General features: G+C 61.2%; 21 protein-coding genes. 8 read left to right on the plus strand and 13 right to left on the minus strand.

Features of this window, described 5'->3' with window-relative positions:
• Positions 1–224 precede the first annotated feature (224 nt).
• On the plus strand, positions 225–4,589 hold the full coding sequence (locus OO306_RS11555) for an NEL-type E3 ubiquitin ligase domain-containing protein (RefSeq protein WP_265968737.1): 4,365 nt from the start codon (positions 225–227) through the stop codon (positions 4,587–4,589).
• 39 nt (positions 4,590–4,628) lie between these two features.
• Here OO306_RS11555 and glpD read toward each other — a convergent pair whose 3' ends face one another.
• The 4 genes from glpD to OO306_RS11575 all read right to left on the minus strand — a co-directional run bounded on the left by glpD (position 4,629) and on the right by OO306_RS11575 (position 9,967).
• Positions 4,629–6,167, minus strand: coding sequence for a glycerol-3-phosphate dehydrogenase (glpD, locus tag OO306_RS11560; RefSeq protein ID WP_265968739.1), 1,539 nt, complete (start codon positions 6,165–6,167; stop codon positions 4,629–4,631).
• Positions 6,168–6,618: 451 nt separating this feature from the next.
• A complete protein-coding gene (gene glpR, locus OO306_RS11565; RefSeq protein WP_027594184.1) occupies positions 6,619–7,374 on the minus strand; it encodes a DNA-binding transcriptional repressor GlpR in 756 nt (251 codons plus the stop codon).
• 190 nt (positions 7,375–7,564) lie between these two features.
• Positions 7,565–9,064 carry a glycerol kinase GlpK gene (glpK, locus tag OO306_RS11570; protein ID WP_099430273.1) on the minus strand — a complete coding sequence of 500 codons (1,500 nt, stop codon included), beginning with the start codon at positions 9,062–9,064 and terminating at the stop codon, positions 7,565–7,567.
• A gap of 51 nt (positions 9,065–9,115) precedes the next feature.
• Positions 9,116–9,967: an MIP/aquaporin family protein gene (locus tag OO306_RS11575; protein ID WP_027594186.1), complete on the minus strand. Its 852-nt coding sequence runs from the start codon at positions 9,965–9,967 to the stop codon at positions 9,116–9,118.
• A gap of 303 nt (positions 9,968–10,270) precedes the next feature.
• Between OO306_RS11575 and ybaK the strand changes: the two genes are divergently transcribed.
• Positions 10,271–10,741 (plus strand): Cys-tRNA(Pro) deacylase, encoded by a 471-nt coding sequence (gene ybaK, locus OO306_RS11580; RefSeq protein ID WP_054899441.1) that lies wholly within the window; start codon positions 10,271–10,273, stop codon positions 10,739–10,741.
• A gap of 40 nt (positions 10,742–10,781) precedes the next feature.
• On the opposite strand, the gene OO306_RS11585 is transcribed toward ybaK, so the two are convergent.
• Both OO306_RS11585 and argF read right to left on the minus strand, forming a co-directional pair.
• Positions 10,782–11,891 (minus strand): ABC transporter ATP-binding protein, encoded by a 1,110-nt coding sequence (locus OO306_RS11585; RefSeq protein ID WP_099430271.1) that lies wholly within the window; start codon positions 11,889–11,891, stop codon positions 10,782–10,784.
• A complete protein-coding gene (gene argF / locus OO306_RS11590) occupies positions 11,888–12,808 on the minus strand; it encodes an ornithine carbamoyltransferase (RefSeq protein WP_085273557.1) in 921 nt (306 codons plus the stop codon). Before argF ends, OO306_RS11585 begins: the two co-directional genes overlap by 4 nt.
• Before the next feature lie 364 nt (positions 12,809–13,172).
• Here argF and OO306_RS11595 point away from each other — a divergent pair, with 364 nt between their 5' ends.
• Positions 13,173–15,281, plus strand: coding sequence for a molybdopterin-dependent oxidoreductase (locus OO306_RS11595; protein WP_265968746.1), 2,109 nt, complete (start codon positions 13,173–13,175; stop codon positions 15,279–15,281).
• A 91-nt stretch (positions 15,282–15,372) separates the two neighbouring features.
• Positions 15,373–15,708, plus strand: a complete 336-nt coding sequence (gene grxD, locus OO306_RS11600; RefSeq protein ID WP_012313029.1) for a Grx4 family monothiol glutaredoxin — start codon at positions 15,373–15,375, stop codon at positions 15,706–15,708.
• Positions 15,709–15,764: 56 nt separating this feature from the next.
• On the opposite strand, the gene bfr is transcribed toward grxD, so the two are convergent.
• Both bfr and OO306_RS11610 read right to left on the minus strand, forming a co-directional pair.
• The gene (gene bfr, locus OO306_RS11605; protein WP_027594191.1) at positions 15,765–16,238 is read right to left on the minus strand and encodes a bacterioferritin; all 474 of its coding nucleotides are present in this window, start codon (positions 16,236–16,238) and stop codon (positions 15,765–15,767) included.
• Positions 16,239–16,439: 201 nt separating this feature from the next.
• Positions 16,440–16,658 carry a bacterioferritin-associated ferredoxin gene (locus tag OO306_RS11610; protein ID WP_099455144.1) on the minus strand — a complete coding sequence of 73 codons (219 nt, stop codon included), beginning with the start codon at positions 16,656–16,658 and terminating at the stop codon, positions 16,440–16,442.
• 210 nt (positions 16,659–16,868) lie between these two features.
• Here OO306_RS11610 and OO306_RS11615 point away from each other — a divergent pair, with 210 nt between their 5' ends.
• On the plus strand, positions 16,869–17,471 hold the full coding sequence (locus OO306_RS11615; RefSeq protein ID WP_027594192.1) for a peroxiredoxin: 603 nt from the start codon (positions 16,869–16,871) through the stop codon (positions 17,469–17,471).
• A gap of 169 nt (positions 17,472–17,640) precedes the next feature.
• Here OO306_RS11615 and rnt read toward each other — a convergent pair whose 3' ends face one another.
• Together rnt and pyrC are read right to left on the minus strand one after the other, a co-directional pair.
• Entirely contained in the window at positions 17,641–18,315 is a 675-nt protein-coding gene (gene rnt / locus OO306_RS11620; RefSeq protein WP_027594193.1) for a ribonuclease T, read from the minus strand.
• Positions 18,312–19,358, minus strand: coding sequence for a dihydroorotase (gene pyrC / locus OO306_RS11625; protein WP_265968751.1), 1,047 nt, complete (start codon positions 19,356–19,358; stop codon positions 18,312–18,314). The genes rnt and pyrC overlap by 4 nt, the downstream gene beginning before the upstream one ends.
• A gap of 130 nt (positions 19,359–19,488) precedes the next feature.
• Between pyrC and OO306_RS11630 the strand changes: the two genes are divergently transcribed.
• Both OO306_RS11630 and OO306_RS11635 read left to right on the plus strand, forming a co-directional pair.
• Positions 19,489–20,445 carry an OmpA family protein gene (locus OO306_RS11630; protein ID WP_265968753.1) on the plus strand — a complete coding sequence of 319 codons (957 nt, stop codon included), beginning with the start codon at positions 19,489–19,491 and terminating at the stop codon, positions 20,443–20,445.
• Positions 20,446–20,933: 488 nt separating this feature from the next.
• Positions 20,934–22,151: an argininosuccinate synthase gene (locus OO306_RS11635; protein ID WP_027594196.1), complete on the plus strand. Its 1,218-nt coding sequence runs from the start codon at positions 20,934–20,936 to the stop codon at positions 22,149–22,151.
• A 69-nt stretch (positions 22,152–22,220) separates the two neighbouring features.
• Here the strand turns inward: OO306_RS11635 and OO306_RS11640 are convergent, their stop codons facing one another.
• Positions 22,221–22,655, minus strand: a complete 435-nt coding sequence (locus OO306_RS11640; protein ID WP_027594197.1) for a hypothetical protein — start codon at positions 22,653–22,655, stop codon at positions 22,221–22,223.
• 368 nt (positions 22,656–23,023) lie between these two features.
• Here OO306_RS11640 and OO306_RS11645 point away from each other — a divergent pair, with 368 nt between their 5' ends.
• Positions 23,024–23,650, plus strand: a complete 627-nt coding sequence (locus OO306_RS11645; RefSeq protein ID WP_033702663.1) for a response regulator transcription factor — start codon at positions 23,024–23,026, stop codon at positions 23,648–23,650.
• A 43-nt stretch (positions 23,651–23,693) separates the two neighbouring features.
• Here OO306_RS11645 and OO306_RS11650 read toward each other — a convergent pair whose 3' ends face one another.
• The gene (locus tag OO306_RS11650; protein ID WP_027594199.1) at positions 23,694–23,870 is read right to left on the minus strand and encodes a PA3496 family putative envelope integrity protein; all 177 of its coding nucleotides are present in this window, start codon (positions 23,868–23,870) and stop codon (positions 23,694–23,696) included.
• A 104-nt stretch (positions 23,871–23,974) separates the two neighbouring features.
• On the minus strand, positions 23,975–24,613 hold the full coding sequence (gene nth / locus OO306_RS11655) for an endonuclease III (RefSeq protein WP_027594200.1): 639 nt from the start codon (positions 24,611–24,613) through the stop codon (positions 23,975–23,977).
• Positions 24,614–24,617 lie beyond the last annotated feature (4 nt).

The following is a 24,617-nucleotide window of genomic DNA, read 5'->3' on the forward strand; positions in this document are numbered from 1 at the left end:
AGTGTAGAGCATGAGTCGTGCCAAGCTTCCTTCTTGATCATAACGCCCCGAAATTACGGGGTATCGATCTTTTTTGACAGTAAATCGACAGCATGTGTTGTCCGTGATTCCGAATGGGTTGGCTTTTGCTGTTCGGAAACCCGAATGAATGGGGCCTAGATTTAGTTACCGCAGGTGACGGTTTGCAGCGTGGTCTGTTAACGGCTTTTACGGACCGCACTGCCATGACCCTTTCTGCCGATGAAGCGCCTGCTTCGATAGATGCCCTGATTTCCCAACGTTTACCGGCCTGGCTTACCTCGGCCACGGTCGACCAGCAGCGTGCGCTTCACCAGGCGCTGCGTCAGCAGCAGGACAGTGCTGAGCGTGTGCGGCAGTTGTTCAGCCACATTCCGGCCCTGGACGACTTTGCCGCCGCACTGCTGGAGGACGCGTTGCGTCGGCGTTTCAAGGTAAGCACTGACGTGCGCAAAGCGACACTGCGCAAGGTGGTTCAAATCATTCTGGCAACGCCCATTCCGCCAACGCCGTCGCCGAACATTGTCCGCATCTCGACTCAGCCTCTGTTGACGACCGCGCTGCACAACTTCACCCAGGCGGAAACCAAGCCAGGGCCTTTCACCCAGGTCGCGCTGCGCGATGTGGCCGGTGTCACGCTGTCGGTATCGTTCGAGCGCTTCGCCAAGTTGTGCCGCACGCTCGACCTGGGCGGCCGCTATCAGGCCCTGTTGCGCGCGCATCTGCTGCCAGCAGATCGGCCAGGCGACGAACCCGGTCAGGCCCGTCGTGAGGTCGAGGCATTGCTGGAGGAGGCCCTGCGCTCGTCGATGGAAGCGGCTGTACGCCTGGCAGCCCTCAAAGGCCAGATCAGCCACGACAACTACCTGCAGACACTGCCGATCTTTGCAAAGCCTGCTGTGGTGCCTGCTTACCCTGTTGTGTTGACGGCTCGCCAGGTCTACCTGCTGGGCAAGTGCCTGCACGGGGCGGTGGCCATCGAGATTCAAGACCGCGATCAGGCTTATTTGCGCGGGATCCTGCTCTGGATACCGGGTGACCCTCAGCAGCCCGTGCAGGTGTTCGAATCCTGGTGGGCGTTCTATCAGGCCATGGGCCTGCGCCTGCGCGACCCACACTATGCGGCGTTCATGGCGCGGTTCATCGCTGAGCGTGATCGGGTCGCCTTTTTCGGCACCTTGAAGCGTTTGCTGTCGTCGAGCGCTGAGGGGGCGGTGTTGCAGCTGGATGGTCGTGACTTTGCCATCACTCAACCGTTGTTTGCCTTCCTGCGTGCTTCGCGCATCGACAAGATGCTCGATGATGCTCGTGTGCTGGCCGTACCCACTGCCGACGAGGACAGCAAGGCGCGGGATGAGCGGCTGAGGGGGTATCAGCAAGCGGGACTGACCTTGTTGAACCTGGCTGGGCTGTTCGTGCCGGTGGTGGGCGAATTGATGCTTGCGGTCGCTGCCGTGCAGATTGCCGATGAGGTCTACGAGGGTTACCAGGATTGGCAGCTGGGCGATCGCCAAGGGGCGCTGGAGCACGTATTCAGTGTGGCTGAAAGTGTTGCGCTGGGGGCCGCGATAGGCGCTGGCACTGCAGTGGCGGGGCACGTGCTCAAGCGCATCGTGTTCGTCGATGAGCTGTCGCCGATTCGCACCGATGCCGGTCACGTCAAGCTGTGTGCCCATGACCTGTCTGCTTACCGGGTAAAGGAGCAGGGCGTGACGGTTGGCGAACTGATCCCAGAGGATGACCAGTGGCAATTGAAGTTGCACGAAGCCAGTTTTCAGTTGGCGGGCTACAAGGATGGTGAGCACCTGTTCATCCGTCATCCTCAGCGCAGCGAGGCCTTTCAGCCAATGCTCGAGCACAATGGAACTGGCGGCTGGCGGCATGCACTGGAGCGTGCAGAGGAGTGGGCAGAGCCTGCGCGCTTGATGCGGCGGTTGAGCGCTGAACTGGCCGACGTCAGCGATGAAGACGTACGCAGGGTGCTCGATAGCACGGGCTTCGATGACGCACAGCTAAGGCGTCTGCACCTGGAAAACGCGCCGCCCCCCGCACGGTTGCTCGATGCCTTGGAGCGCTACCGCTTGCATGAGCAATTCCCCGCCGTACAGGGCGAGGCGTTCGAGTTTCTGGTCAGCACAGCGCAAGGCAATGAAGAGTTGGCCAGTGTCGCGCTGCGCCGGGACTTCCCTGGCCTGTCGCAGCGCGGGGCCCATGAAATTATCCAGCAGGTCGACAGCCAGCAGGTCGAGCAGATGCTGGCCAGTGATCGCGTCCCCTTGGCCTTGGCTGAACGCGCGCGCTGGTTTTTGCGCGACAGCCGCCTTGACCGTGCCTGCGCAGGTTTACGTCAGGCTTCGGCAGCCAATGCCGATACCGCGAAGCTGGCCGTTGGCCTTATCGAACACTTGGCGCCGTGGCTTGAACCCTATGCCGTCGAAGTGCGAGCCGAGAGCCGCACAGGGGCGGTATTGGCACATGCCGGCGCGGATGCTGCTGCTCAGCGGTTCAGTATCATCAAAACGCCGACTGGATATACCGCCTATGCTGCGACGGGTGAGCTGTTGGCAGGCACTGTTCCAACCGACAGCCTGCTGCAGGCACTTTCGTTGACCTTGAGTGACGCGCAAACAGGCGCACTGGGGACCCGCACGCTGGACGCGCCAGCGTTGAGCGACCTGCTGGCCGAGCACGCCCGCACGCATCGTGACCTGGCCGCGCAGTTGATCGGCCAGGCGCCGATAGGCGGTGGCGTGCGGCCGCCCGTGCGGTGGGGAGACGGGCGCCTGGGCTACCCACTCAGTGGGCGCGGCGAAAGCCGTGGGCAGGCCAGCCGGCGAGGGCTGCGGCAAATCTTCCCGACCCTTGGCGACAGCCAGTTGCAACGCTATCTGCTGGACCTGATTGCACGCGGGGTCGACCCGTGGCAGCACTACAGCGAGCTCAGCCAGCAACTGGTGAGCCTGCGCCAGGTCTTGCGGCGGTGGCGTATGGAACACGCTGGCGTGCTGGACCTGCTGCGGCGTGGCCGGGTCGCGAACAGCATCCGCCGTTGCTGGCGATGCAAGACGGGCCTGCGCAGCGATGGCACCTACGCGCTGGACATTCGAGGCGAACGTGTCGGCAGCTTGCCCACGCTGGAAGAGGGGGTGAGCTTCCCGCATGTCACGCGGCTGACCCTGCGCGACATGGACTTGTCGGAAATCGATCCTGATTTCCTCGCGCGCTTCCCTAACTTGCGCGAGCTTGACCTGCGTGCGAATCATCTTGCCGTCATCCCGCCGGGTGTAGAGCGGTTGACCGAGCTGCGGGGGCTGCAGTTGGATCACAATCGGATCATCATGGATGTTGCCGGCAACCGCCGGCTCAGTGCCTTGACCCGCTTGCAAACGCTCGAGCTCAATTACAACCCGCTCGGCTTTGCCCCCGATATACGTGGGTTGATCCACCTCAGGCCGGTGGGGCTGCGTTCGACAGGTATCACCTCATTCCCCTCGCGCCTGCAGCAGTTGCCACTGCGCGGCGTCGCCGACCTGCGCAACAACCAGATCCGTCAGGTCAATCAGGACCTCCACGGCCTGCGCCAGCGTCTGCAGCGCATGGCCCTGCACGACAATCCCTTGGATGAAGCGAGCGAGCAGTACCTGAATCAACTGTCGGGCACTTCGTCGTTCCGTCATCAGCTGGTGCAGGTAAACGAGCGCGAGCACTGGTTGCTCGGCTCGACGGGCGCACAACGTAGCGAGCGCGAGATGCAGTGGCGTAACCTGCAGTTGGAAACGACGTCCCGGCCTTTCTTCAACTTCCTCCGCGACTTCGCTCGATCGTCCGACTTCGTGCAGCGACCAACCTACTATCGGGCCAGGGTCTGGAACATCATCGAGGCCTGCGAGCAGAACACTGAACTGCGTGAACAGTTGTTCATCATGTCGGGCGGCAACGCTTCCTGCGAGGACCGCCTGTTGTGGCTGTTCAGCCAGATGGAGGTGAGGGCGTTGATCCACCGGCATACCTCGGGGATGTCCATTGCCCAGAGCGAGGTTGAGCTGATGCGCTTGAGCCGCTCACTGTTTCGCCTGGACGCGCTTGATGAGATCGCGACGCGGCGGATCCAGAGGATTCGCGATGCTGGGCACGATGTGGACGATATCGAAGTCTACCTCACCTACCGTGTTCGCTTGGCGGGCCCGCTGCGCCTGCCTGCCCAACCTGCTGCCCTGCATTTTGAAGCCTATGCCGGGTTGACCCCCGCCGACCTGAACAACGCCAGGGTCGAAGTTTTACGCGCGGAAACCCCAGAGCGTTTGACTCAGGCACTGGCTGATCAGGCGTTTTGGGAACGTTACGTGCGGGACCGTTACGAGCGCCGCTTCACAGCGCTGGTGGACGCGTTCCGGGCACCCGAAGAGGCCTACCGGGAGCGTGCAGAAGCGGGAGAGGTCAGTGAGGAGCAATACTTGAAGTACTGCGAAGGCATCGTGCAAGCCATTCACGACGGCGAGCGCGACTTGATTGTCACGTTGGCCCGCGAAGCGTTTGACCGTTGGTTCGGGATTGATGGGGTGTTGCCGTGAGCGGGTGCCGCGCTGGCGGCACCGGCTTCAACGTCGCCTTCAGGCAGCCTTGAACGAAGTTTGGCTCAGCGGCGCTGTCACTAGGTAGTCGTGCAGCGCCTGCTGTTCCGCAGGCGATGTGAACAGGCCCAGTTTGGTACGGCGCCACAGAATGTCGGCCGCATCTACAGCCCACTCTTCGCTGCGCAGGTAATCGACTTCGCGGCTGAAGAGACCGCCGCCAATGGCCTGGCCCAAACCTTCCGGGCCCTGAATACCCTCGAGCAGGCGCCATACGCGGCTGCCGTAAGTCACTGCCCAGCGTTTGGCGATGTCCACCGGCAGCCACCCGTACTGCGCCAGAATGGCGTCAGTCAGTGCCTGCGCAGTCGTCATATCTTCCCCGCCTGGCAGCGGCGCTGTAGCGGTCCAGCTGGCGCGCATCTGGGTGAAGAACGGCTTGAGCTCGGCCATGGCCGATTCGGCCAGCTTGCGGTACGTGGTGAGCTTGCCGCCGAACACCGACAGCAACGGCGCCTGGCCTTCACCTGCCGACAGCGCCAGGGTGTAGTCGCGGGTCACGGCCGACGGGTTGTCCGACTCGTCGTTGCACAGCGGGCGTACGCCGGAGTAGGTGTGCAGGATGTCGGCACGGCTGAGCTGATGGTTGAAGTGCGCGTTGACTACCTTGAGCAGGTAGTCGGTCTCGGCCTCGGTGATTTTCACCTGGGCCGGGTCGCCGCTGTACTCACGGTCGGTGGTGCCGATCAGGGTGAAGCGGTCCAGGTAAGGGATGCAGAACACGATGCGCTGGTCTTCGTTCTGCAGGATGTAAGCGTGCTCGCCTTCGTACAGGCGCGGGACGATCAGGTGGCTGCCCTGAATCAGGCGGATGCCGTAAGGCGCATCCAGCTTGAGGTCATCCTTGATGAAGCTGGCCACCCACGGGCCAGCAGCGTTGACCAGGGCGCGGGCACGAATGCTCTGCAGGCTGCCGTCGGCATGCTGTAACTCGACCTGCCACACGCCATCGACACGCTCGGCACGCAGGCAGCGGGTGCGGGTGACGATGTGCGCACCTTTTTCGCGGGCTGCCATGGCATTGAGCACGACCAGGCGGGCGTCGTCCACGGCGCAGTCAGCGTATTCGAAACCCCGGGTGATGGCCGGTTTGAGCGGATAGCCCGGGCCGAAGCGCAGGCTGCGCGAAGCGCCCAGGCGCTTGCGCTTGCCCAAGTGGTCGTAGAGGAACAGGCCGGCACGGATCATCCAGGCCGGGCGCAGGTGCGGGCGGTGGGGCAGCACGAAACGCATTGGCTTGACGATGTGCGGCGCCTTGGCCAGCAGGACTTCGCGCTCGGCCAGGGCTTCGCGCACCAGGCGGAACTCGTAGTGCTCCAGGTAGCGCAGACCACCATGGATGAGCTTGCTGCTCGCCGACGACGTGTGCTGCGCCAGGTCGTCCTTTTCGCAAAGGAACACCTTCAGGCCGCGCCCGGCGGCGTCGGCAGCAATGCCCACACCATTGATGCCACCGCCGATCACGGCGAGGTCATAGCAGTCGGTGAGGGGGGGCTGGGACGAAACGGGCTGGGACACGGGCAAGGCCTCCTGGGGCTGTTCACATCGAATATGAACATTGATGTTCGTTTCCGAAAATACTAGCGCAACAGAAGGCGGGTATCCAGTCAGTCTTTATAGAAAATACTGATCGGATGACAATAAAGTGAACATTTACGAAAATTCGGGTGTAGGGCTTGATTCATTAGGCGTTGTCGAAATCGAGCGCCGCCCGCGCGGCGCATCGCGAGCAACGCTCGCTCCTACGTTTGTTTCGGGCCAGTCACGCCTGTGCCAGCGCACGCGACCGCCTGGTTGGTCCGACGCGACATTGAGGCGGGCGCCAAGGGGCCGCGCGCCAATGCCACAGGAATAATTGGCCGGAAACAAACGTAGGAGCGAGCGTTGCTCGCGATGCGCCGCGCGGGCGGCGCTCGATCTCGAGAGCGATAAAAATCTCAATCCATACGCTTCAGCCCCACAATCTGCTTCACACCACGTCGAGGCGAATCTTGTACTGGTTAAGCAAGTGGGCGAGGGCGGGCGTCGGCGTCTGGTCGGTCACCAAACAGTCCACCAGGCTGATCGAGCCCAGGCGAACCATGGCATTGCGCCCGAACTTGCTGGAGTCGGCGGCCAGGATAACCTGGCGTGCATTGGCGATCAGGGCCTGGGAAACCCGTACCTCCTGGTAATCGAAGTCCAGCAGGCTGCCATCTTCGTCGATGCCGCTGATACCAACCAAGGCGAAGTCAACCTTGAACTGGTTGATGAAATCGACGCTGGCCTGGCCGACCACACCGCCATCGCGGCGCACCGTGCCACCTGCCACCAGTACTTCGAAATCGTCCTTGGCCGCCAGGATCGAGGCCACGTGCAGGTTGTTGGTAATCACCTTCAGGTGGTTATGGTTGAGCAGTGCGCGGGCGATCGATTCGGTCGTTGTGCCGATGTTGATGAACAGCGAGGCATGGTCGGGAATCTGCGAGGCCACGGCTTCGGCGATGCGCTGCTTCTCGTCGCGCATCTGGTCGGCGCGCATGGCGTAGGCGGTGTTCTCGATGCTCGAGTCATACGCGGCACCCCCGTGGTAGCGGCGCAGCAGGTTGAGCTCGGCGAGCTGGTTGATGTCGCGGCGGATGGTTTGCGGGGTGACGACGAACAGCTGCGCCATTTCTTCGATGCTGACGTAGCCGCGGTCGCGGACCAGCTCGAGGATTTGTTGTTGGCGGGGGGGCAGATTCATGGGCGGTCCTTATGGGCTGCCGGACAAATTCTGCAATGATGCCGTAGGAAGCGGATGACGGCCAGTAGACGAATGTGCAGGACGCGTGTAGGAGCAGCCTTGTGCTGCGAAGAGGCCGGTGTTAGCAGCGAATATTCACTGTCTGATCACTGGCTTCTTCGCAGCACAAGGCTGCACCTCCAGGAGGGTGTCAGGCTTCGTGATCTTCCCAGTCGCGGGTACGGTCGACGGCCTTCAGCCACCCGGCATAAAGCTTCTCTTTCTGCGTCTCGTCCAGTTGCGGGCTGAACTCGCGCTCGATGATCGCCTTGTCGCGCAACTCATCCAGGCTGCTCCAGAACCCGCAGGCCAGGCCTGCCAGGTAGGCGGCGCCGAGGGCTGTGGTCTCGCGCATTTTCGGGCGCTCCACGCAGGTGCCGAGGATGTCGGCCTGGAACTGCATGAGGAAGTTGTTGGCCACCGCACCGCCATCCACGCGCAATTCGGACAGGCGATAGCCGCAATCCTGTTGCATGGCGTCCAGTACGTCACGGGTCTGGTAGGCGATCGATTCCAGCGCTGCACGAATGATGTGGTCGACCTTCACACCCCGCGTCAGGCCGAACAGGGCGCCACGGGCATAAGGGTCCCAATAGGGAGCGCCCAGGCCCGTGAAGGCGGGCACCAAGTACACGCCGTTGCTGTCCTTGACCTTGCTGGCGAAGTACTCGGTATCGAGTGCGTCGTTGACGATCTTCAGCTCGTCACGCAGCCACTGCACGGTAGAGCCACCATTGAACACGGCGCCCTCCAGTGCATAGGCCACTTCACCGCGCGGGCCACAGGCGATGGTGGTGAGCAGGCCATGGGACGAGTTGACGGCCTTGTCGCCGGTGTTCATCAGCAGGAAGCAGCCGGTGCCGTAGGTGTTCTTGGCCTGGCCGGGCTCGACGCACATCTGGCCGAACAGCGCAGACTGCTGGTCGCCAGCGATACCGGCGATGGCAATGCCGCTCTTGGTGTGGCCGTAGACTTCGGAGGAGGGGCGAACCTCGGGCAGCATCTGGCGTGGGATGCCGAGGATTTTCAGCAGCTTTTCGTCCCATTCCAGTGTGTGAATATTGAACATCAGCGTGCGCGACGCGTTGGTGTAGTCGGTGACGTGCACCTTGCCGCCGGAGAATTTCCAGATCAGCCAAGTGTCGACAGTACCGAACAGCAGCTCGCCACGTTCGGCGCGCTCACGGGCGCCTTCGACATTGTCGAGGATCCACTTGAGCTTGGTGCCGGAGAAGTACGGGTCGGTGACCAGGCCGGTGGACTCGCGGATGTAGTCTTCATGGCCATCCCGCTTGAGCTGCGCGCAGATTTCGGTGCTGCGGCGGCACTGCCAGACGATGGCGTTGTACACCGGGCGGCCGGTTTCCTTGTCCCACACCACCGTGGTTTCACGCTGGTTGGTAATGCCCAGCGCAGCGACCTGGGCGTGGCTGATGCCCGCCTGGGCGAGGGCCTCGACCAAGGTGGCGCTCTGGGTGGCGAAGATCTCCATCGGGTCGTGTTCGACCCAGCCCGCCTGCGGATAGTGCTGGGCGAATTCGCGCTGGGAGGTGCCGACCACATTGGCGTCGCGATCGAAAATGATGGCCCGCGAACTGGTGGTGCCCTGGTCCAGGGCGATGATGTAGTTCTTATCCAGGGTGTCTGTCATGGTCGTAGGCCTTGCAAAAATGGGAAGTCAGGGCTTGGGCGTGAGGCCACATCAGTTGACTTGAGTATCGCCCTGGCGATTGTCGTTTGTCTCAGCGCTTGCGGTTGGCGCTACTGGCAGGTTGCGGGCGATCAGGCCGCGATACGCTGCGGCGCCCAGGCATGCGCCAAGGATCGGTGCGAACACCGGTACCAGGAAATAAGGAATGTCCCGTCCGCCAGTGAAGGCGATTTCGCCCCAACCGGCCAGGAAGGTCATCAATTTTGGCCCGAAATCGCGGGCCGGGTTCATCGCAAAGCCGGTCAGCGGCCCCATGGCGCTGCCGATCACGGCAATCAGCAGGCCGATGAGCAGCGGCGCCACGGCGCCACGGGGCAGGCCATTGTTGTCGTCGGTCAGGGCCATGATCACGGCCATGAGGATGGCGGTGATGACCACTTCCACCAGGAACGCCTGGCCAGTGGACAGCGAGGGGTGCGGATAGGTGGAGAACACCGACGCCAGCTCCAGGCTTTCGCTGCTGCCTCGTAGCATGGCGTGGGCTTGTTCGAAATCGAAGAACAGGTTGCTGTACAAGGTGTAGACCAACGCTGCGCCGCAGAAGGCGCCGCAGACCTGGGCCAGCATGTAGAACGGCAGTTTGCGCTTGTCGAAGCCGGCGAACAGGGTGAGGGCGATACTCACGGCCGGGTTCAGGTGCGCGCCGGAAACACCCGCGGTGAAGTAGATCGCCATGCTCACGCCGACGCCCCAGATAATGCTGATTTCCCACAGGCCGAAGCTGGCACCCGCGACTTTGAGCGCGGCGACGCAACCGGTGCCGAAAAAGATGAGCAGGGCGGTGCCAAGAAATTCGGCCAGGCATTGGCTGGACAAGGTGGGTTCGCGTAGAGCAGTCGTCATGTATGACCTCGTTTTTTTTGTTGTGAGGCGCGTGGCGCTCGACAGCAAAGCCCGGAGTCGATCCCCATTGACCCCAGGCAGATACAGGAAATGCACCTTAAATGTGCACCATTTCTTCAGAAACGAAAAAATATAGACAAGAAACGCTTATGTCAAAGGTCGAAAGTGAACGGTCAGTCACGTTTTGGACGTAGTATGGGGTCGCGAAACCGCACGCTAGACAGGTGCGTAGCCTCCGAACTGGCTGGGATGTGGGATATGTCCTAAAGTAGCCGCCGACTTGTCCCTGACCGGAGCCTGCGCATGACCCCCGCCCTAGACCTGTTGAAAAAAGCCCGCGCTGAGCATCGTGTGCACAGTTATGAGCACGATCCTAAATCGGCCTCCTATGGTTTGGAGGCAGCGGAAAAGCTCGGGCTCGATCCGCAGCAAGTGTTCAAGACCTTGCTGGCGAGCAGTGAGAAAGGTGAGTTGCTGGTGGCCGTGGTGCCGGTGGTGGGCACCTTGGACCTCAAGGCACTGGCCCATGCGGCGGGGGTGAAGAAGTGCGAGATGGCCGACCCGGCGGCGGCCCAGCGGGCTACGGGGTATCTGGTCGGTGGCATCAGCCCGTTAGGCCAGAAGAAGCGCTTGCGCACCTTTATTGATGACTCGGCGCAGAACTTTGCAACCATCCATGTCAGCGCCGGGCGGCGTGGGCTGGAGGTGGAGTTGGCGGCGGCGGTGCTGGCCGAACATACCCAGGGCACGTTTGCCGGTATTGGCAGGGGTTGAAATCGCTGGGGCCGCTGCGCAGCAGCCCCAGAATAGAGAATCAGGTCGCCGAGCTGTAGCGGCGAACGCCATTTTCCTGCCGTGGCAACTGCGCCGCGACACTGCCCGGCACCGGGAACAGCACCAGGTGATCGGCCGCCACGGCAATCCCTACATCCTCACCGACCTGGTGATCGATATGGCTTGGGAAGATCGCCTCCAGCTGGCTGCCGGTAGGCAGTTGCAGGCGATACAGGGTCGATGCCCCCAGGAAGCTCTTGCCCACGATACTGGCCCGCAGCAGGCTGTCTGGCGCATACACGATATCGTCAGGGCGCAGCAGCACATCCACCGAGCTGCCTGGCGCCATGATGTAGGCGCGGTTGCCGCGCAGTTCGCCGAGTTCGGTATTGACCGCCTCGTGGCTGCTCATCTGGCCACGGATGAAGTAGCCCTGGCCAATGAAGCTGGCCACGAACGGCGTCTGCGGCTCGTGGTAGAGGTTGTAAGGCGTATCCCACTGCTCCAGGCGACCTTCCTTGAACACACCCACCTGGTCGCTGACGGCAAACGCTTCCTCCTGGTCGTGGGTCACCAGAATGGCACTGGTACCCCGGCTCTTGAGGATGTCGCGCACCTCATGGCTCAAGCGGCGGCGCAGTTCCACGTCGAGGTTGGAGAACGGCTCGTCGAGCAGCAGTAACTGAGGCTCTGGCGCCAGCGCGCGGGCCAGGGCGACCCGTTGCTGCTGCCCACCGGACAGCTCGTGCGGATAGCGACCGCCCAAGCCGCCCAGCTTGACCAGCTCGAGCATCTCTTCGACCACCTCACCCTGGCGCGGGTGCTTGGCGATGCCGAAGGCGATGTTCTGGGCCACGGTCAGGTGCGGGAACAGGGCGTAGTCCTGAAACACCATGCCGATGCGGCGTTTTTCCGGGGCCAGGGTGAAGCCGGCACGGGAAATGACCTCGCCCGCCAGTTGGATCTCGCCTTCATGAATAGGCTCGAAACCGGCGATGGCGCGCAGGGTGGTGGTCTTGCCACAACCGGATGAACCCAGCAGGCAACCAATGTCGCCTGCGTTCAGGTGCAGGTTGAGGTTCTGGACGATGCGCTGGTCGCCGTAGCCGCAGGCGAGGTTGCGCAGGTTGAGCAGTAGGGGTTGACTCATGCGTGGTGGTAAGCCGGTTCTACAAGGAATTCGAGAAGGGCCTTCTGTGCATGCAGGCGGTTTTCAGCCTGGTCCCAGGCGACCGAACGAGGGTCGTCGAGCAGGTCATGGCTGATTTCCTCACCACGGTGGGCGGGCAGGCAGTGCATGAACAGGGCGTCGGGTGCCGCCAGGTCGAGCAGTTCGCGGGTGACCTGGTAAGGCGCGAAATGCGCCAGGCGGCGTGCAGTTTCCTCCTCCTGGCCCATGGAAGTCCAGACATCGGTGGTCACCAGGTGCGCGCCGCGCACGGCTTCCTTCGGGTCGCGGATGATCTGCACGCGATCACCGCCCAGCGCCATGAAGCGTGGATCCGGGTCGTAGCCTTCGGGGCAGGCGATGCGCAGCTGGAAATCGAACTGCTGGGCGGCTTCGATATAAGAGTTGCACATGTTGAAGCCATCACCGATCCACGCCACGGTCTTGCCCTGGATCGAGCCACGGTGTTCGACGAATGTCTGCATGTCGGCCAGCAACTGGCACGGGTGCGACTCATCGGACAGGCCGTTGATCACCGGCACGCGCGAGTTGGCGGCGAACTCGGTGAGGGTGCTGTGGGCGTGGGTGCGGATCATCACCACGTCGACCATGCTCGACAGCACGATGGCGCTGTCGCTGATCGGCTCGCCGCGGCCCAGCTGGGTGTCGCGAGGTGACAGGAAGATGGCCTGGCCGCCGAGCTGGATCATGCCGGCCTCGAACGACACGCGGGTCCGGGTCGAGGACTTTTCGAAGATCATGCCCAGCACGCGGTTTTTCAGCGGCTCGAACAGTACGCTTCGCTTGCGCAGGTCCTTCAGCTCGATGCCGCGGCGGATCACCCCGAGCAATTCGTCGGTGGTGAAGTCCAGCAGGGAGAGAAAGTGCCTAGCGCTCATGTTTGACTACCTTATCTGCAACGGTATGCAGGTCGACCGTATGGTTTTTTTTGACAACGGGAGTGACCTGCGGCGTAAGCCGCACGGGGCGGACGAAATAGGGAAAGGCGCAATACTATAATTAAATGTCGCCTGAAACCAAGAGGGGAAACAGCAGCTCTGTTGCAAAGGGTGTCGTTACCCCTTGAGCGTGCGCTGTTTTTTTTTTGCTACAGAGGTTGTACACGGCTTGCCCGCAATTTGGCAAATGCGTGTCGCGAATCGTTTGCCTGATGTCGGGGAATTCACAGCGCAAAGCGCGCTGGCGAGGGCCGTGGGCCGGGCGCATAGTCGTGATCAGACCCATGACAACGCAGAGGCGGCCATGACCAAGACCCTGCATCACCGTGCCTGTCACCTGTGCGAAGCCATTTGCGGGCTGAACATCGAAGTCAGCCATGAAGACGATGGCCGGGCGCTGATCAGCTCGATCAAGGGCGACCCCGATGACCCGTTCAGCCGTGGCCATATCTGCCCCAAGGCAGTGGCCTTGCAAGACATCCAGAACGACCCCGACCGCCTCCGTCAGCCCCACCGTCGGGTTGGCGAACGCTGGCAGGCGATCGGCTGGGACGAGGCCTTCGCCCTGGCGGCCGACAAGCTGTGGGCCATCCAGCAGGCGCATGGTCGCAACGCGGTGGCGGTGTATCAAGGCAACCCCAGCGTGCACAACTACGGGCTGATGACCCACAGCAACTATTTCCTCGGCCTGTTGAAGACCCGCAACCGGTTCTCGGCCACCTCGGTGGATCAGTTGCCCCAGCACCTGACCAGCCACCTGATGTACGGCCACGGTCTGCTGTTGCCGATCCCGGACATCGACCACACCGACTTCATGTTGATTCTGGGCGGCAACCCGTTGGCATCCAATGGCAGCATCATGACCGTGCCAGATGTGGAGAAGCGCCTGAAGGCCCTGCGTGCCCGGGGCGGTCAACTGGTGGTAGTGGACCCGCGGCGCAGCGAAACGGCGGCCATGGCTGACCGCCACGTGTTCATCCGCCCCGGCGGCGATGCCGCATTGCTCAGTGGCCTGCTCAATACCCTGTTCGACGAAGGCCTGACCCGCACGTCGCACGTGCCGGTCAAGGGTGTTGATCAGGTGCGCAACGCAATTGCCCCGCTGACCGCTGAAGCCATGAGCCCGCTGTGCGGCATTGCCGCTACCGATATTCGCCAGCTGGCGCGTGATTTTGCGGCTGCCGACAAGGCCGTCTGCTATGGCCGCATGGGCGTATCGACCCAGGCCTTCGGCACCGTGTGCCACTGGCTCGTGCAACTGATCAACCTGGTCACCGGCAACCTGGATCGGGTGGGCGGCGCCCTGTGTACCGAGCCTGCAGTCGACTTGGTGGCGAGTACCTCGGGTGGGCATTTCAATGCCTGGCAAAGCCGGGTTTCGGGGCTGCCGGAGTACGCCGGCGAGCTGCCGGTGGCTGCACTCGCCGAAGAAATGCTCACGCCCGGTGACGGCCAGGTGCGGGCGCTGGTGACCGTGGCGGGCAACCCGGTGCTGTCCACGCCCAATGGTCGACAGCTGGACGAGGCGCTGGAGGGGCTTGAGTTCATGCTCAGCATCGACCTTTACATCAACGAGAGCACCCGCCATGCCGATTTGATCCTCCCTTCCACGTCGGCGCTGGAGAACGACCACTACGACAGCACCTTCAACTTGCTGGCGGTACGCAACGTGACGCGCTTCAACCGCGCGATCCTTGCCAAGCCAGAAGGCGCGTTGCACGACTGGGAGATCTTTGTTGGCCTGGCCAAGGCCTTTGCCGAGCGTGCGGCAATGGAGCTCAAGCCGACCCTGCCCCCGGCGCAGATGATCGACTGGGCTTTGCGCAAGGGGCGCTATGGTGATGAATCGGCCTGGAAGCTCTCGATCGAAACACTGGATCGACACCCCCACGGGCTCGACCTGGGGCCGCTAGGCGCCAATCTGCAAGCGCGCCTGCGCACCGCCAGCCAGGCCATCGAGGCGGCCCCTCAGGTGCTGCTCGACGACTTGGCCAGGCTTGCCCGGCAGGCACCGTTGGCCGCTGGAGCGCTGTTGTTGATTGGCCGCCGCCATGTGCGCAGCAACAATTCATGGATGCACAACTTCCACCGGCTGGTCAAAGGCAAGCCGCGCCATCAGCTGTTGATGCACCCTGAGGACCTGCTGCAACGGCAACTGCAGGATGGCCAGCGCGTGCGCATACGTTCGCGTACCGGCACCCTTGAGGTTGAAGTGCAGGCGTGTACCGACATGATGCCGGGCGTGGTCAGCCTGCCACACGGCTACGGCCATGGTCGCCAGGGCGTGCACCTGCAGGTCGCCCAGGGGCAACCCGGGGTCAGTGCCAATGACCTCACCGATGAGCGCTTGCGCGATCAGGTGTCGGGCAATGCCGCCCTCAATGGCGTGCCTGTGCACGTCGAGGCCGCCTGAGCAACGGCAAGGCCGAGCATACCGCTCGGCTTTCCGATACAATGCGTCACCGTGCCGACCATCGAGTCGGAAAGTTCAGACGAGGTGTTCCATGGATATCATCGAAACGATCAAAGAGCAGATTGCCAACAACACCATTCTGCTTTACATGAAAGGCTCGCCGAATGCCCCGCAGTGCGGGTTCTCGGCCAAGGCATCGCAAGCTGTGATGGGTTGTGGCGAGAAGTTCGCCTACGTCGACATCCTGCAGAACCCGGAAATCCGCGCCAACCTGCCCAAGTACGCCAACTGGCCAACCTTCCCGCAACTGTGGGTAGCAGGCGAGCTGGTCGGCGGTAGCGACATCATGCTGGAAATGTTTGAAAACGGTGAGCTGCAAACCCTGATCAAGGATGCTGCTGCCAAGGCGAAGGCTTCTGAAGCCTGACCCTCGAACGCCCATAAAAAAACCCGCTCATGGCGGGTTTTTTTATGGGCGGGATTTTACTCTTCGCCCATCTGCGACTGCAGGTAGTTCTCGATGCTGATCTTGTCGATCAGGCTCAGCTGGGTTTCCAGCCAATCGATGTGCTCTTCCTCGGACTCGAGGATGTCTTCGAGCATTTCACGCGAGCCGAAGTCACCAACGGTTTCGCAGTGAGCGATGGCGGCTTTCAGGTCGATCAGGCCTTTCTGTTCGATCTTCAGGTCGCACTCGAGCATTTCTTTGGTGTGCTCGCCGATCAGCAGCTTGCCCAGGTCCTGGACGTTCGGGATGCCTTCGAGGAAGAGAATACGCTTGATCAATTTGTCAGCGTGCTTCATCTCGTCGATGGATTCCTTGTACTCGTGCTTGCCGAGTTTGTTCAGGCCCCAATCTTCGTACATGCGTGCGTGCAGGAAGTACTGGTTGATCGCGACCAGCTCGTTTCCGAGGATCTTGTTGAGATGCTGGATGACGCTTACGTCGCCTTTCATGACGGGTTCCTGCCCTGTAGAAGTGTGCCAATACAGAGAAGTTTGAGCCTGATACTTAGGGCTGTCAAACCTAAGTTATTGAATAATAAGTGAAAATGAATAGGAATAAGAATGTTTGTGAAGCGCGTTGGAGTGCTAAGTTATTGAATTGCGGGCATAAAAAAACCGGACGCTAGGTCCGGTTCTTCAAAATAGGGGGTTTCAAGCGGCAGTAAATTCTACCGGATAGGGCAGGGCAGCCTGGCTGACCTGAAGATCGGTCAAGGTCTCGCGGACCACTTGCTTGGCAAGGCAGGCACATTTACCGCATTGGCTGGCGACGTTGGTCGCGGCTCGAACTTCCTTGTAGCTGCAGCATCCGTCATAGATCGCATCGCGGATCTGTCCGTCGGTCACGCCGACACAAAGACACACATACATAAAGTCGGACCATCGCTGGTTGAGATGGTCTGGAGCTTAATGGTAATGAGAATGCTTGTCAAAATACTTTCTGAGAGGGGCGTGCTTGAGCGACCGGCGGTTGGATTCGGTCTGTCATGAGAAGCCGTGTATGATGGTCGGCCTTTGTTGGATGTCGGGCAAGCCCGTCTGGCCCGGCAAACGGTTTTTCACCCTCATCAGGAGATAACAATGAGCGTACTCGTTGGTAAACAAGCCCCCGACTTCACCGTTCCCGCTGTACTGGGCACTGGCGAAATCGTCGACAGCTTCAACCTGGCCTCGGCCATCAAGGGCAAGTACGGCCTGGTGTTCTTCTACCCGCTGGACTTCACCTTCGTCTGCCCGTCCGAGCTGATCGCCCTGGACAACCGCATCCCAGACTTCCAGGCTCGCAACGTTGAAGTGATCGGCGTTTCGATCGACTCGCACTTCACCCACAACGCCTGGCGTAACACCCCGGTCAACAACGGCGGCATCGGCCAGGTGAAGTACACCCTGGCTGCCGACATGACCCACGAAATCTGCAAAGCCTACGACGTCGAGTCCGAAGGTGGCGTGGCCTTCCGTGGTGCCTTCCTGATCGACACCAACGGTGTTGTCCGTTCGCAGATCATCAACGACCTGCCACTGGGCCGTAACATGGACGAGCTGCTGCGTCTGGTTGACGCCCTGCAATTCCACGAAGAGCACGGCGAAGTCTGCCCTGCCAACTGGAAGAAAGGCGACAAAGGCATGAACGCTTCGCCAGAAGGCGTTGCTGCATACCTGAGCGAGAACGCTGGCAAGCTGTAATTGCCAAGCGCATAAAAAAACCGGCCCTGGTGGCCGGTTTTTTTGTGCCTGCATTTGGGACCGCTTCGCGCTCCTATCGCGACGCGAGGCCGCTCCTACAGGTACAGCATCTGTCTGTAGGAGCGGCCTTGTGTCGCGATGGGCCGCAAAGCGGCCCCAATATCTCAACTCAGTCGTTGAAATCGCGCCAGCCGCCCATTTCTTTCCAGCGGTTGACGATGCCGCAGAACAGCTCGGCCGTCTTCTCGGTGTCGTAACGCGCCGAATGCGCCTCACGCCCGTCAAAGTCGATGTCAGCACTCTGGCAGGCCCGCGCCAGCACGGTCTGGCCATACGCCAGGCCCGCCAGGGTGGCGGTGTCGAAGCTGGAGAACGGGTGGAAGGGGTTGCGCTTGAGGTCGTTGCGGTTGACCGCGGCATTGAGGAAGCCCAGGTCGAAGCTGCTGTTGTGGCCGACCAGGATTGCGCGCTTGCAGCCGTTGGCCTTGAGCGCCTTGCGCACGCCGCGGAAGATATCGGTCAGCGCGCTTTCTTCACTCACTGCCATGCGCAGCGGGTGGTCCAGCTTGATGCCGGTGAACTCCAGTGCGGCAGCCTCGATATTAGCCCCCTCGAACGGCTCTACCCGGTGGAAGTAGGTGTGTTCGGGGAACAGGAAGCCTTTCTCGTCCATGCCGATGGTGACGGCGGCGATTTCCAGCAAGGCATCGGTGGCGCTGTTGAAACCGCCGGTCTCGACATCCACCACCACTGGCAGGTAGCCACGGAAGCGCTCAGCCATCGGGTGGCGCGAGCCGCTGCCGGCCTGGCCGTCCTGATCGTCTTCGTAGAGGTCTTCGCTCACGCGTTTTCCTCCAGCAGGCGCCAGCGCAGCTTCTCGCCGGCACGCAGCGGTACCACGGTCTGATCGCCAAACGGCAGGCTTTCAGGGGCAGTCCACTCTTCGCGGACCAGGGTGATGGTGTCGGTGTTCGCCGGCAGGCCATAGAAGGCCGGGCCGTGCAAGCTGGCGAAGCCTTCGAGTTTGTCCAGCGCGTTACGCTGCTCGAACGCTTCGGCGTACATCTCGATGGCCGCGTACGCGGTGTAGCAGCCGGCGCAACCGCAGGCCGCTTCCTTGGCGTGACGGGCGTGAGGGGCCGAGTCGGTGCCGAGGAAGAATTTCGGGCTGCCACTGGTGGCAGCATCCAGCAGCGCCACCTGGTGGGTGTTGCGCTTGAGGATCGGCAGGCAATAGAAGTGCGGGCGGATGCCGCCAACCAGCATGTGGTTGCGGTTGTACAGCAGGTGCTGGGCAGTAATGGTGGCACCGACGTTGGCCGAGGCCTCGGTGACGAACTGCGCGGCATCGCTGGTGGTGATGTGTTCGAACACCACTTTGAGCGTTGGGAAGCGTTCGACCACACGGCGCATGTGCTCGTCGATGAAGCGCTTCTCGCGATCGAACACGTCGATCTCGCTGCGGGTCACTTCACCGTGCACCAACAGCGGCATGCCAACGTCGGCCAGCGCTTCGATAGCGGGGAAGATGTTGTCGATGCTGGTCACGCCTGAATCGGAGTTAGTCGTGGCGCCGGCCGGGTACAGTTTGGCGGCGTACACGATACCGCTGGCCTTGGCCGCGCGGATGTCCTCGGGGCTGGTGCGGTCGGTGAGGTAAAGCACCATCAGCGGTTCGAAGCGGCTGCCGGCCGGGCGCGCGGCAAGGATGCGCTCACGGTAGGCGCCAGCTTCGACGGCATTGCGCACCGGCGGTACGAGGTTGGGCATGATGATGGCACGGGCGAAGGTACGCGCCACATCGCCAACGGTATGGGGCAGGACGGCACCATCGCGCAGATGGATGTGCCAGTCGTCGGGACGCAGGAGGGTCAGGCGATCGGACATTGGGGATTCCAGGCGGGTCGAACTCAAGGCCCAATGCTACCGGAAAACCCTGGGCCGAGCACGGCTATCAAGTTTTTCGGGTGGCGTCCGATACCCTGCAGGTAAGCCGTCAGAATTTGTGGAGCCGCCCGTGCGCCAGCGTTACCTAGCCCTGTTGACCCTGTTCGCCAGCCTGCCGGCCGGTGCACTGACTTTCCAGACGCGCATGGAGAACATTGCCTGGCAAGTCGAGGGCGACCAGTTCGAGTGCCGCCTGATCCAGCCGATCGACGGTTTTGGCAGTGGCGAATTCGTGCGCCGGGCCGGTGAGCTGCCGGTGTTCCAGCTGCGTTCGCACACTAACGCGCTGGGGGCTGGGTCTGCCACGTTGCTGGCCGCAGCGGCGCCTTGGCAGCCGGGGCGTGGTGATATCAACCTGGGTGTGGTGCGGATGGCGCGTAGCGGCGTGCTGTTCAGCTCGTCCCAGGGGCAGGCCGGCCGACTGATCAATGGTTTGCTCGATGGCCGCAGCACGGTGGTGCGCAACTACACCGGCGAGGCGGGGCGGGCAATGGAGGTGCGGGTACTGCCGGTGAGTTTCGCCAAGGCCTACAGCGACTACCAGGCCTGTGCCAGCAAGTTGCTGCCGATGAATTACGACCAGGTGAGGCAGACGCAGGTGGGCTTCCCGGGGGGCGGCATCGATCTGGACGATTCGGCTCGAGCCCGGCTGGACGTTGTGCTGGATTACATGAAGGCCGACCCGACGGTTAACCACATCGAGCTCGACGGGCACTCCGACAACAGCGGAAACCGCCTGACCAACCGTGACCTGTCGCGCCGCAGGGCAGTGGCAGTGGCGGACTACTTCAAGGCCCATGGCGTGCCCGAAGCGCAAATCACCGTGCGCTTCCATGGCGAGCGCTACCCATTGGCGAAGAACAATAATGCCGCTAACCGGGCTCGCAATCGGCGGGTGAGCATCGAGCTGGATCGGGTTGCGGTGGTTGAAAAACCGGTGGAGAAGCCGGTTGAGCAAACAGTGCCAGCTGCTGCTCCGGCGCCAGCTAGCCCTGCTGCCGTGGCGCCGGGGGCGAAGCTACCCTGAGGTCGTGGGGGGATGATAAGTGATTGCTTCGGGGCCATTGGGGGTTCGCCACAACATTTTCAGCGCCTGTGAGATCGAGCGCCGCCCGCGCGGCGCTTCGCAGCACAAGGCTGCTCCTACAGTTGTTTCGGGCCAGTCACGCCTGTGAAGGCGGCGCGCGACCGCCTTGTTGGTCCGACTCGATAATGAGGTAGGCGCAAAGAGGGCCGCGCGCCCATGCCACAGGAAAAATTGGCCCGAAACAACTGTAGGAGCAGCCTTGTGCTGCGAAGCGCCGCGCGGGCGGCGCTCGATCTGATAGGCGCTACACCTCTCAAGCCATGCCCCTCCATGCCCAGACCGCAATCCCCTCCAAGCATCCATTCAGGCAACGTCGCGCCCTCGACAATTACTGTCGCTTTGTCGTCAGAAGCTGTCGCCCCACTGTAAATTTTTCCATAACGCCGTTAGAATCGACCCCTTTCCGTACAACCCCGTGGAGTGATGGCATGGCGGACGTAAATAAGGTCGTACTGGCGTATTCCGGCGGCCTTGATACTTCGGTGATTCTCAAGTGGCTGCAGGATACCTACAACTGCGAAGTGGTGACCTTCACCGCTGACCTGGGTCAGGGCGAGGAGGTCGAGCCGGCCCGTGCCAAGGCACAGGCAATGGGTGTGAAAGAGATCTACATCGACGACCTGCGCGAAGAATTCGTGCGTGACTTCGTGTTCCCGATGTTCCGCGCCAACACCGTCTACGAAGGCGAGTACCTGCTGGGTACCTCCATCGCCCGTCCGCTGATCGCCAAGCGCCTGATCGAAATCGCCAACGAAACCGGCGCCGACGCCATTTCCCACGGCGCGACCGGCAAAGGCAACGACCAGGTACGTTTCGAGCTGGGTGCCTACGCGCTCAAGCCGGGCGTCAAGGTCATCGCCCCATGGCGTGAGTGGGACCTGCTGTCCCGCGAGAAGCTGATGGACTACGCCGAGAAGCACGGCATCCCGATCGAGCGTCATGGCAAGAAGAAATCGCCGTACTCGATGGACGCCAACCTGCTGCACATTTCCTACGAAGGCGGTGTCCTGGAAGATACCTGGACCGAGCACGAGGAAGACATGTGGCGCTGGAGCGTCTCCCCGGAGAACGCCCCGGACCAGGCTACCTACATCGAGCTGACCTACCGCAACGGTGACATCGTTGCCATCGATGGTGTCGAGAAGTCTCCGGCTACCGTCCTGGCTGACCTGAACCGCATCGGTGGTGCCAACGGCATCGGCCGTCTGGACATCGTCGAGAACCGTTACGTCGGCATGAAGTCGCGTGGCTGCTACGAGACCCCTGGCGGCACCATCATGCTGCGCGCCCACCGTGCGATCGAGTCGATCACCCTGGACCGCGAAGTTGCTCACCTGAAAGATGAGCTGATGCCGAAGTATGCCAGCCTGATCTACACCGGTTACTGGTGGAGCCCGGAGCGCGTGATGCTGCAGCAGATGATCGACGCTTCGCAGGTCAACGTGAATGGCGTGGTACGCCTGAAGCTGTACAAGGGCAATGTCACCGTTGTCGGCCGCAAGTCGGACGACTCGCTGTTCGATGCCAACATCGCGACCTTCGAAGAAGACGGCGGCGCTTACAACCAGGCCGACGCTGCGGGCTTCATCAAGCTCAATGCACTGCGCATGCGCATTGCCGCCAACAAGGGCCGTTCGCTGCTCTAAGTACTGGCAAGCGTTGCACGAACCCCGGCTCAGGCCGGGGTTTTTTTTGGTGCGTTATGCCAATGGCCTTTAAGCCTTGTGATTGACGACGTCCTCCTGGAGCGCACTGATAGACAGGCGTGCGCATTGACGCTTGTCCAGATTAAGGAAGTGCCACGTGCGTGTTGATTCAGGCGCGTGTGCGAGTGCCACGAGGATGTGCTGTTCCAGCCTTTGTTGTGCATCGGGGCCAGTAAAGATAACGGTCACAGGTTCAGGCGATTCAGCCTCTGGGTTGTCGGTTGTTACTTTTTTTAGGGCAGGGTTATAGAACGACTTGTAATTGAAGTTCAACGTTAGAAAGAACAAGGCTGTAAGGAAAAACGGAAAGCCGACCAGAAACCAAGTATATAGACTCTGGCTGGATTCGCTGAGAAACGGCAGTGTTGCAAGGGCGGATGCTTCGATGATCCCCGCGAAGATAGCAATGATCGTCAGCGGGGCGACAGGTTGTACGTCGGGCATGATGGCTGTCTCCTGCGGTTTCGCTCATCATTACCGTACTGTTATGCTCAACTAAAGGCTGTAGTGTTTCCCAACTGCGCATTGTCGGCACAACGGCGGGTGCCTGATTTTTTTCGCGCATTTAAAGTGGCCTATTCTTCGCGCGGAAGTTTGTTTTCAACTGGTTCACTCGATCGGGTCAGTGCTACGTTTCTTGCGAGACATGAACACTCACGATTAGCGTGCTGCAAGGTTTTGTGTAGGAAATTTCTGTAAGTGTTGTAGGGCTCGTCTATTCATGAGTTTCATTGACAAATCGTCGCGCCATTAAGCGTTCTGTCAGTTATCGTGGCGTGCCACAGCAAAAATAATGAATGAATGGATATCACATGAATAAAGTCCTTATCGTGGATGACCATCCGGTCATACGCCTGGCCGTGCGCATGCTGATGGAGCGGCATGGGTATGACGTCGTTGCGGAAACCGATAACGGCGTGGCCGCCTTGCAACTGACGCGTGAGCACCTACCGGATATCGTGGTGCTGGATATCGGGATTCCCAAGCTCGATGGCCTTGAGGTCATCGCCCGCATGGCGGCATTCAGCCCAGGCAGCAAGGTGCTGGTGCTGACCTCCCAGGTACCTGGAAACTTCTCGATGCGGTGCATGCAGGCGGGGGCGGCGGGTTATGTGTGCAAACAGCAGGAGCTGACCGAGTTGCTTAGCGCCATCAAGGCGGTGTTGTCAGGCTACAGCTATTTCCCTAATCAGGCCTTGCATGCCTCGCGAGGCAGGGGCAGCGGTGGCAGCGAGACGGACATGGTCAACCGTCTCTCGGCCCGGGAGATGACCGTTTTGCAACAGCTGTCGCGCGGGCGCTCGAACAAGGAAATTGCCGACAGCATGTTCCTCAGCAACAAGACTGTCAGCACCTACAAGTCCCGTTTGCTGCTCAAGCTCAACGCCCGGTCGCTGGTAGACCTGATCGAGCTGGCACAGCGCCACGGGTTGAACTGACCGCTGCGCTACAAAGCCTCCCGGTGGGAGGCTTTGCAAGGGTCTATAAGTCGTAGTCGAAATCGGCCAGTTGCTTCTGCAGGCGTCGCTCTTCCAGCAGGTTGTCGATGGTGCGACGTTTACTGAGGTTGGTCTTTGCAGTCTCTACCTGGGGCTCCGCTTCATCATCTGCGGCAACAAAATCATCTTCGATTGACAGGTCGTCTTTATCAGCACTCATGAGTCGCTCCAAGCCAAGGGGCCATTGGCCGTCCTTATAACCAGAAAGCTGACGCTGGTAAAAAAGATTTTTTCAATCGAGCAAGGTGGTTTTTAACTATCGGCTCAATCGTCAGACGTCTTGTGCTTGTATTCGCACAGGTCTTCGATTCGGCAGCTCCCACAGCGGGGCTTTCGCGCCTGGCATACATAGCGCCCATGAAGGATGAGCCAGTGGTGGGCATCGAGCAGGTAGGGCTTGGGTACGAACTTGATCAGCTTCTTCTCGACTTCCAGCACGGTTTTACCGGGTGCGATGCCGGTGCGGTTACTGACCCGGAAAATATGCGTGTCCACCGCCATGGTCGGCTGCCGGAACGCCGTGTTGAGGACCACGTTGGCCGTTTTGCGCCCCACACCGGGCAGCGCTTCCAGCGCTTCGCGGGTTTCAGGCACCTGGCTGCCATGGCGCTCGATCAAAAGCCGGCAGGCTTCGATCACGTTCTTGGCTTTGCTGTTGTAGAGCCCGATGGTCTTGATGTATTCGCTCAGCCCTTCGACGCCCAGGGCGTAGATGGCCTCCGGGGTATTGGCGACCGGGAACAGCCGGGCGGTGGCCTTGTTGACGCCTACGTCGGTGGATTGCGCTGAAAGGGTCACGGCGACAAGCAACTCAAACGGGGTGGTGTAGGCCAGTTCCGTTTTCGGGTCAGGGTTGTCTTCGTGCAGCCTGCGAAAGATCTCCAGGCGTTTTGCGGCATTCATGGAC

This window comes from Pseudomonas sp. DCB_AW (genome assembly GCF_026240895.1).
GTDB classification, from domain to species: Bacteria; Pseudomonadota; Gammaproteobacteria; order Pseudomonadales; family Pseudomonadaceae; genus Aquipseudomonas; species Aquipseudomonas kermanshahensis.